Origin of the sequence: Alienimonas sp. DA493, assembly GCF_043951915.1 — a bacterium.
GTDB lineage: Bacteria > Planctomycetota > Planctomycetia > Planctomycetales > Planctomycetaceae > Alienimonas.
The window spans coordinates 1-16,999 of the sequence record NZ_JBINJD010000111.1 but is presented as its reverse complement, the minus strand read 5'-3'; the positions used below and the strand labels follow the sequence as shown (position 1 = coordinate 16,999).

Here is a 16,999-nt window from a genome sequence, read left to right as displayed (position 1 = left end):
CCCCCCCCCCCGCACCCGTCTCCCTCAATGACTTCGCCCCCGCCCCGCCGCCCGATCGCGGCGCATCCGATCACGGTGACCGTCAGCACCGGGCGTTGCGGCACGACCTACTTGGCCGAGACGTTCGAACTGTCGTTCCCCGACGCAACGATCGCTCACGAGAGCCTGCACCCGAACGTGGCGAAGCCGGCGGTTTACCACCGGGCCTACGACGCCCGCGCGTTCGAGCCGATGCTCGCCGAACCCGGCGTCCGCGCCGTCCTGAACGACTGGCGCGACGCCTCCGAACGCGCCCCCGTCTTCGAGGCGGGATGGACCATGAGTGCCCTGGTTCCGGGGCTGCGGCAGGAATACGGCGACCAACTACGGGCGCTGATCGTCCATCGCCATCCGGTTCAGGTCGCCGCGTCGTTCGCGGTGATGGGCCACTATTCCCTAAATAAATCGCCCGCCTGGGCGATCACGCCGTTTCACGATCGCGTCCTCTATCCGCAGTTCGCGGACCGGTGGGACGGGATGTCGCCGTTCGAGCGATCCCTCTACCGCTGGTTGGAGATCACCGCCTACGGGCTCGAACTCCCAAAGCGATTTCCGGACCTGTCGACGCTGACAGTGACCGCCGACGAGATCTTCCGAAGTCCCGAGACGCTGGACCGGATCGCCGAGTTCGCCGGTCTGCCGGCCAGGAAGGAGATCCCGCAGTCGCCGCGGAAGAACGTGTTCCGGCAGAACGACGTTGAGGTCCGACCGATCGGCGACGAGTGGGAGCGATACGACCGGCACCCGGAAGTCGTCTCCCTCGGCCGCGAACTGGGTTACGACATGTCCCGCGACCATCTCCGCGACATCGTGCGAAAGTACCAGATGCCCCCGGGCGTCTTGCCGTGGCTGCGGCGGGCGTCGGGGTACTGGGCCCTCCGGCGTCGGGGCGGGGCCGTCCTGCGATCGCTGGGACTGCGGGGGGGCTCCGCGGAATCCTCGCATCCGCGGAGCGGGCCGATCACGCACGCCCCCCACGCGGGGGCGGTCGAATGAACGCCCCGCCGCCCGCCCTCACCGTTGTCGTGCCCACGCTCGGCCGCGAGGGGGTCTTAATCGACTCACTGGAACAGGTCCTCAATCTGGAGGACCCTCCGGATCAACTCGTGGTCGTCGATCAGACGCCCGCCCATGAGCCGGAAACCCAGCGACGCCTCGCGGATTGGCGTGCGGCGGGGCGGATCGCGTGGGACCGGCCGGCGGAGGCGTCGATCCCGAAGGCGATGAACCGCGGATTGATGTTGGCTGAGACTCCGCTGGTCCTGTTTTTGGACGACGACGTCCGGCCTCACCTTGGCTTGATCGCCGCGCATCGTCGGGCCCATGCGGAGTTTCCGGAGGCGTGGGCCGTCGTGGGGCAGGTGATCCAGCCGTGGCAATCGCCGGCGAATCTGCCCCGGCCGCCGCGGCGGGTCGGGCTGCGGGATGATCGCGATTTCCCCTTTCATTCCGTGCGGCCGGGGGAGGTGGCAAACGTGATGGCCGGTAACTTGTCCGTGAAGCGGGACCGAGCGTTGGCGGTCGGCGGGTTTGACGAACGCTTCTACGGCGCCGCATACCGATTCGAAACGGACTTCGCCCGCCGGCTGATCGCCGCTGGTGGGACGATTCGCTTCGCCCCGGACGCCGCCATTGACCACCTGCGGGTCCCCGCTGGCGGGACCCGCGACACCGGGTCGCACCTGACCAGCGCCGACCCGAAGCACGGGTTCGGAGACTATTATTACGCCCTCCGGCACGGCCGAAGCGTCGGCGAGAAGGCGGCGTACTGCTTGAACCGAGCCTTCCGGGAGGTGAGGACGAAGTTTCACCTCGCCCGGCCCTGGTGGATCCCGGTCAAGTTGCTCGGCGAGGCGAGAGCGTTTGCGGTCGCCCGCAAAGCAGCTCGAGGGGAGCCCCTGCTGATGAACGGCGATGCGTCTCCGGCGGATCCGTCGCCAGTCGCTGCCGTCCGGGGGAAGGTATGAACGATCGGCCCATGAAGGTGGCGTTCGTCACCTCGCATCCGATTCAGTATCAGGTTCCCGTCTTTCGGGAGCTGACCGCAGATTGCGGGATCGACTTGACAGTCCTGTTCTGCCATCTGCCGGATGCGGCTGCGCAAGGAGATGGGTTTGGGGTGGCGTTCGAGTGGGATCTGCCGCTGTTGGAGGGATACCGCTACGAAGTCTTGGAGAATGTGGCACGCGAGCCGTCGGTGACGCGCTTTGCCGGGTGCGACACGCCGGGCGTGCGGGACGTACTCCGCCGCGGCGGGTATGATGCGGTGGTCGTGAACGGCTGGAACGTGAAAGCCATGTTGCAGACGCTGCTCGCCTGCCGCCGGCTAAGCGTTCCGTGCGTGGTCCGCGGCGAGGCGAACGATCTGCGGGTGCGGCCCTGGTGGGTACGGCGGATCCAATCCCTACTGGTGAACCGCTACGCCGCGTGTTGCCCGATCGGCACGGCCAGCCGGGCGTTCTACCGGGCCCGCGGCGTTCCCGGCCGACGATTGTTCGACGCCCCGTACTGCGTGGAGAACGATCGCTTCGCGGGTGCGGCGGCGGCCGGGACGGTGGGCGAGGCGAGAACCCGGTTCGGGATCCCCGAGGACCGGACGGTGGCGCTGTTCAGCGGGAAATTTGAGGAGAAAAAACGGCCGCTGGACTTTTTGAAAGCGATTGCAGAAGTCGCGGACGCCCCCGGGCCGGCGCCGCACGCCCTGCTGGTGGGGGACGGGTCGCTGCGCGGGGAGTGCGAGGCGTTCGTCCGCGCCCGCGGCGTGCCGGCGACGTTTGCGGGATTCGTCAACCAATCGGAGATCCCGCTGGCGTACCGGGCGGCCGATCTGTTGGTCCTGCCGTCCGACGCCGGGGAGACGTGGGGCTTGGTGGTGAACGAGGCGATGGCGTGCGGTCGACCGGTAATCGTCAGCGACCGAGTCGGGTGCGGACCGGATCTGATCGAGTCGGAAGGGATTGGCGCGACGGGTGCGATCTTCCCGCTGGGGGACGTGCGGCAGTTGGCGCAACTCTTAGCTGACCTGGGACGGGACCGGGACCGACTCCGGCGGATGGGGGCGGCGGCCCAGGAACGGGTGGCGACCTATTCACCCGCGGCGGCCGCGGCCGGGCTCGCCGCGGCCGCCCGCGCCGTCGTCGGCCGGACCGAGAGACGGCGGCCGGCCGGCCAAAGGCGGTTCGTATAATGGCCGCACTGTTTTATACGGCCGTCGCGGCCTGCTGCGGGGTCTCTCTCGTACGATGGCGGTGGGGCGTCTACGCAGCCGTGCTGTTGGACGCGGTCCGGGACCCGGCCCGGAAGCTGACGCCCGGATTTTCTCTAATCATCACACTGGCCCCGACTGCGGTCTGGGCGGCGGTCTTCGCGGGGATACTATGGGAGGGCCGCGGCGGGGCGACTGCCGTGTTCCGGGCGCACCCTAGGGTGAGACGGTTTGTGATTCTTCTCGTCGCGGCCCTCGTGCCCGGGGCGGTCATGGCGGCCGCGACGTTGCCTCGCGGGCCGATGGTCGCGGCGTTCGGGGCGGTGTCCTACCTGGCCCCCCTGCTGGGGCTCGCGATCGGCTTCGCCTTCGCGAATTCAACCGCGGACGTTCGCCGATTGAGCGGGTGGTACTGCGCAGTGAACGGCGCCATGTTGGTTTCGGTGCCGGCCGAACGCTTCGGGTGGGGCTGGCCGGGACTGGGGGGCATCGAGGCGGAGTGGGTTCGATACCACTACGACGAAATCATCCCGCTCCTCTCGGGTTGGTACCGCAGCCCCGACACCATGGGCCTGCGGGCCGCCCATTTGATGATGTTTGCGGCGACGCTCGCCGTTCATCAGCCAGAAACCGGACGTCGGATTCCTTGGTGGGGCTGGCTACTGTTGGTCGTGTGGGGCGGGGCATGCCTGGTCCTCAGCGGTCGACGGAAGATGATCGGCGTTCCGGTTGTGTTCGTCGGCGTTGCGACCGCCCTCCAAGCACTGCGGGAAGGTTGGGTCAAAGCGGTGGGCGTGGCCGTTGCGGGAGCGGGCGTGACCGCGGCGGGAGTCCTGTTGGCCGCGGGCGAGACCGGATTGGGGCTCGGGAACGAGGATTACCTAATGTCGACTTTAGGCGGGAGCACGGAGCGGCTGGGAACGGAGACCGTGTCTTCGATCGATCCGGTGCTGCGACAGTACGGGCCGTTCGGCAACGGGCTGGGATCCGCCACCCAGGGACATTATTACATCGCCGGCCGGAATCTGGCGTGGCCCGAGAGCATGGGCGCGCGGGTGCTTACCGAACTGGGGCTGCCAGGGGCCGTTCTGTTAGCCTTCGCGTCGTTGGTGTTGTTGGGGGCGCTCGCCGCCGTCGTGCCGCGCCGCGGCGAGTTCGCCCCGCACGCCCGTTTGCAGACCTGCCTGCTGGCGATGCTGGCGGCGGCGGCGGCCTGTATGACTATTTCGCACCAGTCATTCAGCGGCGACCCAATGGAAACGCTCCTGCTGTTGGCGATCGCGGGCTTTGTACTGCGGCTGGGAGGGGAGGCGAGGGCTTGGTACAGCCAGCCTCCAGTTCACGGCGAGTGGCATAGGACGAGGTCGCACATCGTTCTTGGCGCACCAGCTTATCAACTCGGCCGAGACCAGATCGGCACTAATCGCAGAACTACGATGACGGGGGGGGACTGATGGCAGTCGCGTTCATCGACGGCCTTTCCGCTCGTGCCCCCAGCGGATACCACGTGCTTGGCGGCCATCTTCGAGAGTTAGCCCGTCGCACCGCAGGGCGGCACCGTTTTGTCTTGCTGTACGACATCACGCAGGATGCACTAGCTAAAGATCTTCCGAAGAACGTTTCAGCGGTCCGGTTGGACGTCGACCTCACGTCACCGTTCCGTCGTGCGGCGTGGCAGGCCACTCAACTTTCCAAAGAGGTGCGTCGTGTAGGAGCGAATCTTGTTTTTACGCCTGCTGGTTCTCTTCCGCCCGCCCGCCCGCCGGTCCCGCACGTTTGTTTCGCTCAGAATCCTTGGTGCCTGACGAAGGCGGTTGCTAAAGAGGGAGCCGATAAGATCCGCGCGAGTATCCAGCGTTATGCTTACCGGCGGGCAACTGCCGAGGCTGACTTGATGGTTTATAACTCGAACCATCTGCGGCAGCTCTATCGCGATGCCGGGGCTCCCGCTGCTTCACGCGAGTTAATCGTCTATCAGGCCGTTGACGAATCTGCACGGCATGCGGCCGCGGCAAGCGCTGTGCCGCGGAGAGAGAATCTAATTCTCAGCGTTTCGGTGATGGCCCGGTGGAAGAATGCGGAGACCCTCGTTCGTGCATGTGCAGAGCTCCGCGACCGCGGAAGGCGGTTCGAAGCAAGGCTCGTCGGCCCGTGGTCGCAACCGGATTATCGCGTCGAGATCGAGGCGGAAATCGCCTCGGCAAGCTTGCGAGATCATGTGCGAATCGTTGGACGTGTTTCTCGGGACGAACTGTATCGGCATTACGCAGAGGCCACGGTCTTCTGCCTGATGAGCAGGTGCGAATCGTTTGGCATCCCTGCGGTGGAGGCTCAGACGTTCGGCGTTCCGGTCGTCGGCTCGACAGCATGCGCGATGCCGGAGATCGGCGGCGCCGGCGGGCGATATTGCGATCCCGACGACGTCACCGCGGTCGCTGACCACCTCGATCGACTGTTGACGGACCGGGACTATCAGGCGGGACTGTCCGCCGCAGCCCGGGAGAACGCCGAGCGATTCCGTTGGGAACGTGTCACCCCGCCGCTGGAAGCGATGTTCGATCTATGTTGACGCCTGAACGTGAAGACGAGCCGCCGCGGACCGTCTTCGTGGCGGCCCATGCGTGGGTGGACGATCTGGCCGGCGGATCGTTCAAGCTGGCGACGGAGTTCGCCGAGAGTCTTGCGGGCCGTGGTCGCCGGGTGCATTACATCTGTTGCGGGCACGAACGGAGTCCGCCGCCGCGGACGGTCGAGCGGGGGGTGACGGTGTGGCGCTACCCGCGTCCGCCGGGGCGGGGGCCCTTTGCGTTGTGGGGCCACGTCCGCGGGACCGCCGCCGCCGTGCGGAGGACTCTCGCCGAGGCCGGACCGCCGGACTGCCTGAACGGACACACGCCGCTGCAGTTCGCGGGGGCTCTGCGGGGGCTCCGGGGGGCCAAGTCGGGGGCGGGCGGGGCGGTCCGGACGGTTTATACAGTACATTCTCCCTTCGCGGACGAGTTCGCTGCGGAGGGCCGCCGCGGGCCGCGATCGTGGTCGACCCGCGTGGCCGCGGCTTTGGAAGGGCGAAACTGCCGGCGGGCCGATGCGGTCACCGGGGACTCGACATTTACGTTGCGTCGATTGCGAGCGCTGTATCCCGGAATTAAGACGCTCCGGGACGCCCCGGTCGGGGGGGCGTCGGTCTGCCCCGGCTGGGTCGCCGTCGATCAGTTTCGAGTTGCGGACGACCGCCCCGCATTACGGGCCCAGCTCGGCGGGGCTTGGGCGGACGCGGCAGGGGAGCCGACGTTCTTCACGCTCCGTCGCCTGCACCGGCGAATGGGATTGGACCTGCTGATCGACGCCGCCGCGGCGTTGGACCGGTCGGGGGCGCGGTTCCGGCTACTCATCGGCGGCGGCGGGCCGCTGCGGGGCGAGCTTCAGACCCGGATCGACGCCCTTGGGCTGTCCGGGCGCGTGACGCTGCTGGGGTTCGTGCCGGACGAAGACCTGCCGAGGTGCTACGCGGCGGCGGACTGCTTCGTGCTGCCGACCCGCGACTTGGAATGCTTCGGACTGATTATCTTAGAATCGTATGCGGCGGGCGTGCCGGTGATCGCCACGCCGGTCGCGGCGATCCCGGAATTGGTCACGCTCGCCGGCGACGAATGGTTGACGGACGTCGCCTCCGCCGAAGCCCTGGCCGAACGAATGCGGGCGTTCCTCTCAGGCCGCATCGCCGCCGACCCCGCGGAACTAAGGGGAATCGCCGAGGGTTTCGATCGCCCGACCGGCGTCTCCGCCTTAGAGTCCGTCTGCTTGTCTGGCCCCCTCGTTCCGTCCCACGCCCCGATCCCCGCGTGACGCCGCCCGACCCACACCGGTGCTCCGTCCAAGCGGTCGGCGCGTTTCTCAAGTTTTTCTACCCCCGGGGTCGCGTGCGGCGCGTCCTCGCGGGACCGCTGCACGGGGTCCAGTTCGTCGTCCGCGACGCGATGGGGGTGGCCTACGCCCTTGGGATGGACGGCCAACACCTGAGAGGGCTGGCCGGGCGGGTGCGGGCTGGGCAGACGGTCTACGACGTGGGCGGCAACCGCGGGCAGGTCGCCCTGCTGTTCGCCGGTGCGGTCGGATCGGACGGGCGGGTCGTCTGTTTCGAACCGGTTCCCAGCCTCGCGGACGATCTGGAGCGGAATCTCGCCCTCAACGAATTCGGTCAGGCCCGCGTGGTGCGGGCCGCCGCGGCCGACGCGGAGGGCGTCATGACGTTCGATTTCCCGGAGGACCGGGCGACGCAGGGCAAGCTCCGAGACGTGGAGCCGACGTACCGGCACGACGGCGCGTCGGTCTTACAGGTGAACGCGGTGACGCTCGACGGCGTGGTCGCCGCCGGCGAACGCTCGCCGGACCTGCTGAAGATCGACGTGGAGGGCGCCGCCGCGGCCGTCCTCCGAGGCGCTCGGCGATTGTTGGAGGAGCGAGCCCCGGCGGTGTACATAGAGTTGCACGGCCCGGAGGAGCGGGCCGGCGTGCGAGACGAGTTGCTCTCCCGCGGCTATCGGGCTGAAACAATGGATGGTCGCCCCGTGACCGATCCCCTCGCCGATCGGGCGGACCCGCTTTGGTGCGAACATATCGACCCGCCTGGGGAACGACGATGACCGAGGCCTATCTCGAATACGGATTCTCGAACGCCGATGCCGCGCACACTCAGGAGTACCTGTGGGATCCGGTACGGACGCTGATCCCCTGGGGAGCGTCGGTGCTCGACGCGGGATGCGGCAACGGGGCGTTCGCCGGCACGCTGGCCGCGGCCGGCCGCGACGTCGTCGGCGTCGACCTGTCCGAGAGCGGAATTGCGGCGGCGCGGCAGGCGCACCCGGGAACGCGGTTCGAAGTGGCCTCCGTCACCGACGACCTCGTTGGCCGGCTCGGCCGGCGCTTCGACGTCGTCACGTCGCTGGAAGTCGTCGAGCACCTGTACGACCCCCGCGCCTACGCCGCGGCCCTGTTCGACGTCCTCCGGCCCGGCGGCGGCGTCGTGCTCACCACCCCCTACCACGGCTATCTGAAGAATCTGGCGCTCGCCGCCGCGGGGAAACTGGACGCCCATTTCACTGTTCTCTGGGACGGCGGGCATATCAAGTTCTGGTCACGGCGGACGCTCACGACGCTGCTGACCGACGCCGGGTTCGAAGATATTCAATTCCGCGGGGCCGGCCGACTGCCGTACCTGTGGAAGTCGATGATTCTCTCCGCCCGCAAGCCGGCGTGACGCCCGCGACCCCGCCTACTCTCGCCGCGCCGTCCGCCGCCGTCTCCGTCGCCGCGGACGACTGTCCCAGCCCGCACTCGCTCGGGAACAAGCTGGCCCGGGTCGCGTGGGGGGCGGTGCGGCCGACGCTGTTCGCGTGCTCGCCCCGACCGCTATGGGGCTGGCGGCGGTTTCTGCTGCGGCTTTTCGGGGCGACCGTCGGGCGGGGGGCGAAGGTCTTACCGTCGGCGAAGATCTGGCTGCCGGCGAACCTCACGCTGGGGGAGTACGCCTGCCTCGGGGCGGGGGTGGACTGCTACTGCGTCGCCCCGATCTCGATTGGGGACCACGCGACGGTGTCGCAGCGGGCGTTTTTGTGCGCAGCGACGCACGACGTGGCGGACCCGCACATGCGGCTGGTCGCCCGGCCGATCCTCGTCGAGGCCTCGGCGTGGGTCTGCGCGGAGGCGTTCGTGGGGCCGGGGGTGACGGTCGGCGAGGGGGCGGTCGTCGGGGCCCGGGCGGTGGCGGTGAAGGACGTCGAGCCCTGGGCGATCGTCGTCGGCAATCCGGCCCGGTTCCTCCGCCGGCGGGAGCTGCGGGGGCGGCCGGCCGCCGAGGCGTCGCGGGCGCCGACCTGACCCACCGCCGGTCCTGATCGGGCGAACGCTCGGACGATCCGGCCGTCGGATTAGCGGACGCCGTGGTAGTCGCGGTACCACCGCACGAACGCTCCGACGCCCTCTTCGATCGGGGTGGAGGGCGTGAGGCCGATCGCTTTCTCCAGCGGCGCCGTGTCGGCGGCCGTGGAGACGACGTCGCCCGGCTGCATCGGCAGAAAGCGTTTCTCCGCCCGCCGTCCGCAGGCGGACTCGATCACCTCGATCAGCCGCATGAGCTCCACCGGCTCCCGGCTGCCGAGGTTGTAGGTGCGAAAGGGGCCGGTCCCGCGGTCCGGCGAGGCCGGCGCCGCCCCGTTGGTCGGTGCCGCCGGCGGGGAGTCGGCGAGGCGGACGACGCCCTCGGCGGCGTCGTCGACGTAGGTGAATCCCCGCCGCATCTTCCCTTCGCCGTACACGTCGATCGGCTCGCCCCGCAGGATCCGCTCCGTGAACTTCCATACGGCCATGTCCGGCCGTCCCCACGGGCCGTAGACGGTGAAGAACCGCACCCCGGTGCACGGCAGGCCGTAGAGGTGGGCGTAGCTGTGGGCCATCAGCTCGTTCGCCCGCTTGGTCGCCGCGTACAGGCTGACGGGGTGGTCGGCCGGGCGGTCGACGAACAGCACCGGATCCGGGTTCTCCCCGTACACGCTGCTGCTGGAGGCGTAGACCAGGTGCGGCGGGGAACCGGCCTCGGCCTGCCGCCGGCATCCCTCCAGCACGTTGAGAAACCCGGTGAGGTTCGCCGCGGCGTAGGCGTGGGGGTTGTCGAGGCTGTATCGCACCCCCGCCTGGGCGGCGAGGTGAATCACGCGGTCGAACGGCCCCGCCGCGAAGACCGCCTCGCAGGCGGTTCGGTCGGCCAGGTCGATTTGGCGGAAGTCGAACCCGGCCCCCGACGCCTCCGCCGCCGCGACGAGCCGCTCCAGCCGGGCCCGCTTCAGCGTCGGCGAGTAATACGGGTTGAGGTCGTCCACGCCGACGACCGGCGTCCCGGCGGCGAGCAGCTTCTGGCCCACCGCCGCCCCGATGAACCCCGCGGCCCCCGTCAGCAGCACCGGGCGGGGAGACGCCTCGGCCCGAACGGGGCCGGCTTCGCTGGGCCGAGACGTTTTAGGCATCAGAGGGAATCCGCCTCGGCGGGTTTAGGAAATCGACAGGGGACCGTACCCGGCGGTCGCCGGAAGGTCGAAGCAAGCCTCGCACCCCAGCGAGAGCTGAACGTCGCCGTCCTTCGACCCGCCGCGAACGCTTCGCGGCGGCCAGTCCTCCTTTTCAGGTGACGTCGCTACGCCCGTCCTGCATCGGCCGTGCGCGGGGACGCCCCTGGCGATCGCGGCAACGGGCTGGTCGAGTGACGACTGGAGCGTTCCCCCGCCAGACGGCCCGCGACGGCGGTCGAAGGGGACGCCACGCTCCTGACTCCGGTGAACGTTCTGTCGTCATCGCGGCCGACGTCGGAGGGGGCCCGGCGAGCGGCTTCGCGGGGCGGACGGACGACCGCGCGGACGTCGCTCGCGCGGTCTCCGGGCGGTTGTAGTTTACAACCCGACGGGGTAGTTTGGGCAGGTTTCGCCGACAACCGTTGTCTAGCGGCGGTCGCCGCGGAACCCTGTTTTTGCAGTGCCGGAGCGGCTTCGGGCCCCGGAGTCGTTCAAGATTATGAGTCGCGCGCTCTAACCGATTGAGCTACGGCCTCCTGGGGCTGCGAGGATAGGGCGTCGCGGGGTTGGTCGGTAGCCCGGACGCGATCGGGCGACCGCCGCGTCCCCGGCCGGGCGCCTTCGGCGGCGCTCCACAACGCCCCGGGCGACTGCGGCCCGGCGAGAACCCGCCGGAGGGCGCCCCGCGGGGCGCCCAGCGCCTTCGACGCCCGCAGCGGCGAACCGTCGTGACGCCCCCGGCGGCTCTGCGCCGCGGGCCTTGTGGTCCGTCATCGTCAAGAGCACGGCCATCTCGTGGCCGTCGGCCGTCGCCGGCGAGCCTGACCTCCCCGTCCACCGCGACGTCGCACGTCGAACCGCGGCGGGGGCCGGGCGGGGACGCGGCGGGGGGGGGCGAACTTGGCGTCACGCTTTCCGCGGCGATACTGCGGCGTCAAGATCTTCGCCCCCGTTCCAACTACGACGCCGCACAAATCGTCGGCGGGGTGTGGCGGCGTGTTCGAACGGTGCACCAGGACGTATGAGCGACGTTAACCCGGACGACCTGCTACGGGTCACCCTCGCCAGCATCGGCGACGCGCTGGTCACGACCGACGCCGCGGGCGGAGTGACCTACCTCAACTCGATCGCCGAGGAACTCACCGGCTGGACGCTGGCCGACGCCCGCGGCCGGCCGCTGGCGGAGATCTTCCGCATCGTCAACGAGTTCTCCCGCACGCCGGTCGACAACCCGGCCGACCGCGCCCTGCGGGAGGGGGTCGTCGTCGGGCTGGCGAACCACACGATCCTGATCGCCCGCAACGGCGTCGAGCGGCCGATCGACGACAGCGCCGCCCCGATTCGCGACTCCGGGGGGGCGATCGTCGGCGTGGTGCTCGTGTTCCGCGACGTGACCGAGCGGCGGCAGCGCGAGCGGGACCTGAAGGCCAGCGAGGCCCGCAAGGCGGCGGTGCTCGACGCCGCCCTGGACGGGATCATCTCGATCGATCACGCCGGGCGGGTGCTGGACTTCAACCCCGCCGCCGAGCGGATGTTCGGGCGCGCCGCCGGCGACGCCCGCGGCCGGGAACTGGCCGAACTGATCATCCCGGAGCGCTTCCGCGACGCCCACCGCCGCGGCATGGCCCACTACCTGGCGACCGGCGAGGGCCCGGTGTTGAACCGCCGGTTGGAGCTGACGGCGTTGCGGGCGGACGGGACGGAGTTCCCGGTGGAGCTGTCCATCACCCCCGTGGGGGGGGACGGCCCGCCGACCTTCACCGGCTACATCCGGGACATCTCCGAACGGAAGCGGGCCGAGCAGGACGAGGCCGAGCGCGTCCGGCTGACGGCGCTGCGGGCCGACGTGGCCGAGGCGCTGGTGACCGCCGGACCGCTGCCCGACGTGCTCCGCCGATGCTGCGAGGCGTTCGTGAAACACCTCGGCGCGGCCTTCGCCCGCGTCTGGGGCGTGGAAGACGAGCCCCGGGCCGACGGGGAGGGCGGCTGGCTGGTCCTGAAGGCCGGCGCCGGCATCGAGACGCCGTTGGACGAGGCCCACGCCCGCGTCCGCTTCGGCGAGCTCAAGATCGGCCGGATCGCCCGCGACCGCCGCCCGCTGTTGACGAACGACCTGCCGAACGACCCGAACGTCACCGACCCCGAGTGGGTGCACCGGGAGGGGATGATCGCTTTCGCCGGCTTCCCCCTGCTGGTGGAGGACCGGTGCGTGGGCGTCCTGGGGGTGTTCGGCCGGGAGCCGCTCTCCGACGCGGTGCTGACCGACCTGGCGCCGCTGGCCGAGCAGGTCGCCGGGCTCATCGATCGGAAGCGGGTCGAGGCCGCCCTGCGGGAGAGCGAGCTCCGCTACCGGATGGTCGGCGAGGCGGCCAACGACGCGATCTGGGATTGGGAGTTCGCGACCGACCGGGTCGCCTGGAACGAGGGAGTCCGCACCCGGTTCGGTTACGCCGCCGACGAAGTCGGTCCCGAGGCGGACTGGTGGGTCGAGCAGGTCCACCCGGACGACCGGGCCCGCGTCGCCCACGGCATTCACGCGGTAATCGACGGGGAGACGGGCGGGGACGACTGGGAGGACGAATACCGCTTCCGCCGGGCCGACGGCAGCTACGCCACCGTGTTCGACCGCGGCCGCGTGGTGCGGGAAGACGGCCGGGCGGTCCGCATGGTCGGCTCGATGTTCGATCTGACCGAGCGGAAACGGGCCGAAGAAACGGTGCGGCGCAGCGAACGCCGGTTCCGGGCGGCGGTCGAGTCGGTCGGCGACATTGTCTGGACGAACAACGCCCGCGGCGAGATGGAGGGCGAGCAGCCCGGCTGGGAGTCCTTCACCGGCCAAACGGCGGAACAGTACCAGGGCTACGGCTGGGCGGACGCCGTCCACCCGGAGGACGCGCAACCGACCGTCGACGCCTGGAACGAGGCGGTCGCCGGGCGGCGGGAGTTCCGCTTCGAGCATCGCGTCCGCCGCCGCGACGGGCAGTGGCGGCTGTGCACGATCCGGGCGGTGCCCGTGCTGGACGAGGCCGGCGAGATCGCCGAGTGGGTCGGCGTGCACGCCGACGTCACCGAGCGGCGGCGGGCCGGACGCCGCGACCGCTTCCTCGCCGATCTCACCGCCGCCACCCAGCCGCTGACCGACCCGGACGAGGTGACGGCCGCCACCGCCCGGAGGCTCGCCGAGCACCTGGACGCGGACCGCTGCGCCTACGCGGAGGTCGAGGGCCGGCCCGCCGCCGAGGCGACCTTCGTGATCACCGGCGACTACGCGCGGGGCGTGCCGAGCATCGTCGGCCGCTGGCCGGTCGTCGCCTTCGGGACGGCGTGCGCCCGGGCGATGGAGGCGGGCGAGAGCTACGTCGTGACCGACGCGGAGGCCGACCCGCGGATCGGGGCGGACGACCGGGCGGCGTACCGGGCCGCCGACGTCCGCTCCGGCGTCTGCGTGCCCCTGCACAAGGGCGGGCGGTTCACGGCCGCCATGGCCGTTCACCAGACGACCCCCCGCGAGTGGACCGCCGAGGAGGTCGAGCTGGTCGAGACGGTCGTCGACCGCTGCTGGGAGGCGCTGGAACGGGCCCGCACGACCCGCCGGCTGGCCGAGAGCGAGGCCCGCTACCGCAGCCTGTTCGAGTCGATGGACGAGGGGTTCTGCCTGGTCGAGATGCTGTTCGACGCGGCCGGCCGCCCGGAGGACTACCGCATCCTCCAGATGAACCCGGCGTTCCGGAAGCACACCGGGCTGGGCGACGTGGTCGGACAGACCACCCAGGAGTTCGCCCCGGGCCTCGAACCGTTCTGGCGGGAGACCTACGGGAAGGTCGCCCGGACCGGCGAGCCGGTGCGGTTCGTGAACCATGCGGCGGCCCTCGGCGACCGCTGGTTCGAGGTCCACGCCTACCGGCCCGGCGGCCCGGGCGCCGGCGGCCCGAGCGCCGACCAGGTGGCGATCCTGTTCAAGGACGTCAGCGAACGGAGGCGGGTCGAGGCGGCCCGGCGGGAGGCGGAGGAGAAGTTCCGGCTGATGGCCGACAGCATCCCCCAGCTCGCCTGGATGGCCCGGCCGGACGGGCACATCTTCTGGTACAACCGTCGCTGGTACGAGTACACCGGCACGACCTTCGAGCAGGTGGAGGGGTGGGGCTGGCAGTCCGTCCACGACCCGCAGGCGCTGCCGGACGTGTTGGAGCGGTTCCACGCGTCGCTCGCCGCCGGCGAAACCTTCGATATGGTCTTCCCGCTGCGGGGGAAGGACGGCGTCTTCCGGCCGTTCCTCACCCGGATGAACCCGCTGCGGGGGAAGAACGGCGAGATCCGGTTCTGGTTCGGCACGAACACCGACGTCAGCGAGCAGGAGCGGATCCAGGCGGAACTGCGGACCGTCGCCGCCCGCCTGTCCGAGGCCGACCGCCGCAAGGACGAGTTCCTCGCCACCCTCGCCCACGAGCTGCGCAACCCGCTGGCCCCGATCCGCAGCGGGCTGGAGGTGCTGCGGCTCGCCGGCGACGCCCCCGACGCCGTCGCCACGGTCCGCGAGACGATGGAGCGGCAGACCCGGCAGATGACCCGTCTGATCGACGACCTGCTGGACATCTCCCGTATCACCCGCGGCAAGCTCCAGCTCCGCCGCGGGCGGGTCGAACTGGCGGAGGTCGTGCGGAGCGCGGTCGAAGCGGTCCGCCCCGCGCTGGACGAGGCCCGGCACGAGTTCACGCTGTCGCTGCCCGAAGATCCCGTCCCGCTCGACGCCGACGCCGCCCGGCTGGCCCAGGTCTTCTCCAATCTGCTGGGCAACGCGATCAAGTACACCCCGCCCGGCGGCCGCCTCTCCCTCACCGCCGCGGTGGAGCCCCGCCCGGGCGAACGCGAGACGGGCGAACGCGAGACGGGGGCCGGCGAGGTGGTCGTGTCGGTCCGGGACAACGGTCTGGGCATCCCGGCGGAGAAGCGGGAGTCGATCTTCGGGATGTTCACCCAACTCGACCGGGACGGCGGCGAAGAAGGGTACGCGGGGCTGGGCATCGGGCTGACGATGGTGAAGTCGCTGGTCGAACTGCACGGGGGCGAGGTGTCCGTCCACAGCGGGGGAGCGGGGCGGGGCAGCGAGTTCCGCGTCCGCCTGCCGCTGCCCGGGCCGCCCCCGCGCCGGAGGTCCGAGCCGGAGCGCGACGAGGCGGGGGAACCCGCCGCCGGCCGGAAGCGCCGCGTCCTCGTGGTGGACGACAACCGGGCCGCCGCGCGCATGCTGGGGATGGTGGTGAAGATGCTGGGGCACGAGGTCCGCACCGCCCACGACGGGCAGGAGGCGATCTCCGTCGCCGCCGAGTTCCGCCCGGCCCTGGTGCTGATGGACCTGGGGATGCCGAACCTGAACGGCTACGAGGCCGCCCGCCGCATCCGCGAAGAGCCGTGGGGGAGGGACATGATGCTGGCCGCCCTGACCGGCTGGGGCCAGCAGGAGGACCGGCGCCGGACGGCGGAGGCCGGCTTCGACAGGCACCTCGTCAAACCCGCCGAGCCCGCCGCCCTGCGGGAGCTGTTCGCCGCCCTGGACGACGACGGACCGCCCGAACCGTAAGACGGGTTTCCCTCCCGGCCGGCGAGCGCAGCGTGCCGGGGGCCCCGCGTCCGCCTCGCCGTCGCCTTGGCCGTCACCTTGAAGGCGGAGGCCGACGCCGCCATCCTCACCGGCGCGTCGCCGGACCGACGCCCCCGCCCCCAGGGACGACCGTGCCGATGAGCCTCCCCCCCGCCCATCCCGATCCGGACCGCCGGCGGCAACTCGGCCACGACGTGAAGACGTACTTGGCGGTCGTCACGATGGGGCTGGACCTGCTCCCCGCTCTCCGCGACGATCCCGTCCAGTTCGACGCGATGCTCGCTGAGATCCGCCGCGAGGGGATCGCCCCGCTCCGCGAGGCGGTCGCCGAACTCGCCCAGGGAGCGGCCGCCTGAGTCAGTCGCCCGGCCTCTTCGGAGGCAGCCCGGCCTCTTTGGAGCGGGGGCGGTCCGAAACCCGCTCGCCCGCGCCACGGCGACGGTCCCCGCTCACGTCGCGCCGATCGCGACGTGCGGCGCGGCCGTTCGGAGACCGGCGGCTACGGGGCGGTGAGGGGGTCGGAGCCGGCGGCGTACTCGTCGGCGTTGGACGCGCCGTCGGCGTCCGGGTCGCTCGTCCCGTCGAAGCGGGCCGACAACAGCGTTGCGAACTCCCAGTCGTCCGGCAGGCCGTCGGCGTCCGCGTCGCCCTCGCCGCCCGGGTTCGCCGGGTGGGCCGGGTCGAGCGTGGGGAGCTTCGCGTCGACCGCGGCCAGATAGTCCCGCAGCCGGACCCACAGGTCGCGGCGAACCGCGGGGCGGGCGTCGCCGACGTCCGCCGACTCGGACGGGTCCGCGGCGAGGTCGTACAACAGGATCTCGCCGGTTTCGTACCAGGCGACCAGCTTCCATCGGCCGTCGTAGATCGCCGAGGAGGGCCGCTGGTTCTTCCATCCGTCCGCGGTCAGCACGTAGTGGGGCGAGTGCGTGACGAGCTCCCCGCCGCGGTCGATCGGCGGGAGCGGACGCCCCGGTCCGCCCGCGCCGAGGGCCCGCAACGCCGGGGCCAGCGATCCGCCGTCAAGATCGGGCGGCAGCGCGGCGGCGTCCCCGCCGGCCCACTCCCAGAGCGTGGGGAGCCAGTCGGCGCCGGACG

The 16,999-nt window shown here is 70.8% G+C and carries 12 protein-coding genes and 1 pseudogene; 11 read left to right on the top strand and 2 right to left on the bottom strand.

Annotation, left to right across the window (positions count from 1 at the left end; genetic code table 11):
* Positions 1 to 27: 27 nt before the first annotated feature.
* From ACG2DA_RS15875 to ACG2DA_RS15835, 9 genes are all read left to right on the top strand, one after another.
* Positions 28 to 1,035, top strand: a complete 1,008-nt coding sequence (locus ACG2DA_RS15875; RefSeq protein WP_395256768.1) for a hypothetical protein — start codon at positions 28 to 30, stop codon at positions 1,033 to 1,035.
* Entirely contained in the window at positions 1,032 to 2,006 is a 975-nt protein-coding gene (locus tag ACG2DA_RS15870) for a glycosyltransferase family 2 protein (protein WP_395256767.1), read from the top strand. Before ACG2DA_RS15875 ends, ACG2DA_RS15870 begins: the two co-directional genes overlap by 4 nt.
* The gene (locus ACG2DA_RS15865; RefSeq protein ID WP_395256766.1) at positions 2,003 to 3,226 is read left to right on the top strand and encodes a glycosyltransferase family 4 protein; all 1,224 of its coding nucleotides are present in this window, start codon (positions 2,003 to 2,005) and stop codon (positions 3,224 to 3,226) included. Before ACG2DA_RS15870 ends, ACG2DA_RS15865 begins: the two co-directional genes overlap by 4 nt.
* A 251-nt stretch (positions 3,227 to 3,477) precedes the next feature.
* Positions 3,478 to 4,698, top strand: coding sequence for a hypothetical protein (locus tag ACG2DA_RS15860; protein ID WP_395256765.1), 1,221 nt, complete (start codon positions 3,478 to 3,480; stop codon positions 4,696 to 4,698).
* Positions 4,698 to 5,813: a glycosyltransferase gene (locus ACG2DA_RS15855; protein ID WP_395256764.1), complete on the top strand. Its 1,116-nt coding sequence runs from the start codon at positions 4,698 to 4,700 to the stop codon at positions 5,811 to 5,813. The genes ACG2DA_RS15860 and ACG2DA_RS15855 overlap by 1 nt, the downstream gene beginning before the upstream one ends.
* Positions 5,807 to 7,090, top strand: coding sequence for a glycosyltransferase family 4 protein (locus ACG2DA_RS15850; RefSeq protein ID WP_395256763.1), 1,284 nt, complete (start codon positions 5,807 to 5,809; stop codon positions 7,088 to 7,090). The genes ACG2DA_RS15855 and ACG2DA_RS15850 overlap by 7 nt, the downstream gene beginning before the upstream one ends.
* A 74-nt stretch (positions 7,091 to 7,164) precedes the next feature.
* Positions 7,165 to 7,887, top strand: a complete 723-nt coding sequence (locus ACG2DA_RS15845) for an FkbM family methyltransferase (RefSeq protein WP_395256762.1) — start codon at positions 7,165 to 7,167, stop codon at positions 7,885 to 7,887.
* Positions 7,884 to 8,501: a class I SAM-dependent methyltransferase gene (locus tag ACG2DA_RS15840; protein ID WP_395256761.1), complete on the top strand. Its 618-nt coding sequence runs from the start codon at positions 7,884 to 7,886 to the stop codon at positions 8,499 to 8,501. Before ACG2DA_RS15845 ends, ACG2DA_RS15840 begins: the two co-directional genes overlap by 4 nt.
* Positions 8,498 to 9,121, top strand: coding sequence for a putative colanic acid biosynthesis acetyltransferase (locus tag ACG2DA_RS15835; protein ID WP_395256760.1), 624 nt, complete (start codon positions 8,498 to 8,500; stop codon positions 9,119 to 9,121). The genes ACG2DA_RS15840 and ACG2DA_RS15835 overlap by 4 nt, the downstream gene beginning before the upstream one ends.
* 50 nt (positions 9,122 to 9,171) lie before the next feature.
* Here ACG2DA_RS15835 and ACG2DA_RS15830 read toward each other — a convergent pair whose 3' ends face one another.
* On the bottom strand, positions 9,172 to 10,263 hold the full coding sequence (locus tag ACG2DA_RS15830; protein WP_395256759.1) for an NAD-dependent epimerase/dehydratase family protein: 1,092 nt from the start codon (positions 10,261 to 10,263) through the stop codon (positions 9,172 to 9,174).
* Between the two features lie 1,063 nt (positions 10,264 to 11,326).
* Between ACG2DA_RS15830 and ACG2DA_RS15825 the strand changes: the two genes are divergently transcribed.
* Positions 11,327 to 15,883 carry a PAS domain S-box protein gene (locus ACG2DA_RS15825; RefSeq protein WP_395256758.1) on the top strand — a complete coding sequence of 1,519 codons (4,557 nt, stop codon included), beginning with the start codon at positions 11,327 to 11,329 and terminating at the stop codon, positions 15,881 to 15,883.
* A 158-nt stretch (positions 15,884 to 16,041) separates the two neighbouring features.
* Positions 16,042 to 16,260 (top strand): hypothetical protein, encoded by a 219-nt coding sequence (locus ACG2DA_RS15820; protein WP_395256757.1) that lies wholly within the window; start codon positions 16,042 to 16,044, stop codon positions 16,258 to 16,260.
* Between the two features lie 143 nt (positions 16,261 to 16,403).
* Here ACG2DA_RS15820 and ACG2DA_RS15815 read toward each other — a convergent pair.
* Positions 16,404 to 16,999 (bottom strand): annotated as a pseudogene (locus tag ACG2DA_RS15815) (hypothetical protein); the annotation flags it as partial.

Coding starts and splice junctions, on each gene's coding strand:
- ACG2DA_RS15875 (WP_395256768.1), top strand. CDS start 28: ATGACTTCGCCCCCGCCCCGCCGCCCGATCGCGGCGCATCCGATCACG.
- ACG2DA_RS15870 (WP_395256767.1), top strand. CDS start 1,032: ATGAACGCCCCGCCGCCCGCCCTCACCGTTGTCGTGCCCACGCTCGGC.
- ACG2DA_RS15865 (WP_395256766.1), top strand. CDS start 2,003: ATGAACGATCGGCCCATGAAGGTGGCGTTCGTCACCTCGCATCCGATT.
- ACG2DA_RS15855 (WP_395256764.1), top strand. CDS start 4,698: ATGGCAGTCGCGTTCATCGACGGCCTTTCCGCTCGTGCCCCCAGCGGA.
- ACG2DA_RS15850 (WP_395256763.1), top strand. CDS start 5,807: ATGTTGACGCCTGAACGTGAAGACGAGCCGCCGCGGACCGTCTTCGTG.
- ACG2DA_RS15840 (WP_395256761.1), top strand. CDS start 7,884: ATGACCGAGGCCTATCTCGAATACGGATTCTCGAACGCCGATGCCGCG.
- ACG2DA_RS15830 (WP_395256759.1), bottom strand. CDS start 10,263: ATGCCTAAAACGTCTCGGCCCAGCGAAGCCGGCCCCGTTCGGGCCGAG.
- ACG2DA_RS15825 (WP_395256758.1), top strand. CDS start 11,327: ATGAGCGACGTTAACCCGGACGACCTGCTACGGGTCACCCTCGCCAGC.
- ACG2DA_RS15820 (WP_395256757.1), top strand. CDS start 16,042: ATGAGCCTCCCCCCCGCCCATCCCGATCCGGACCGCCGGCGGCAACTC.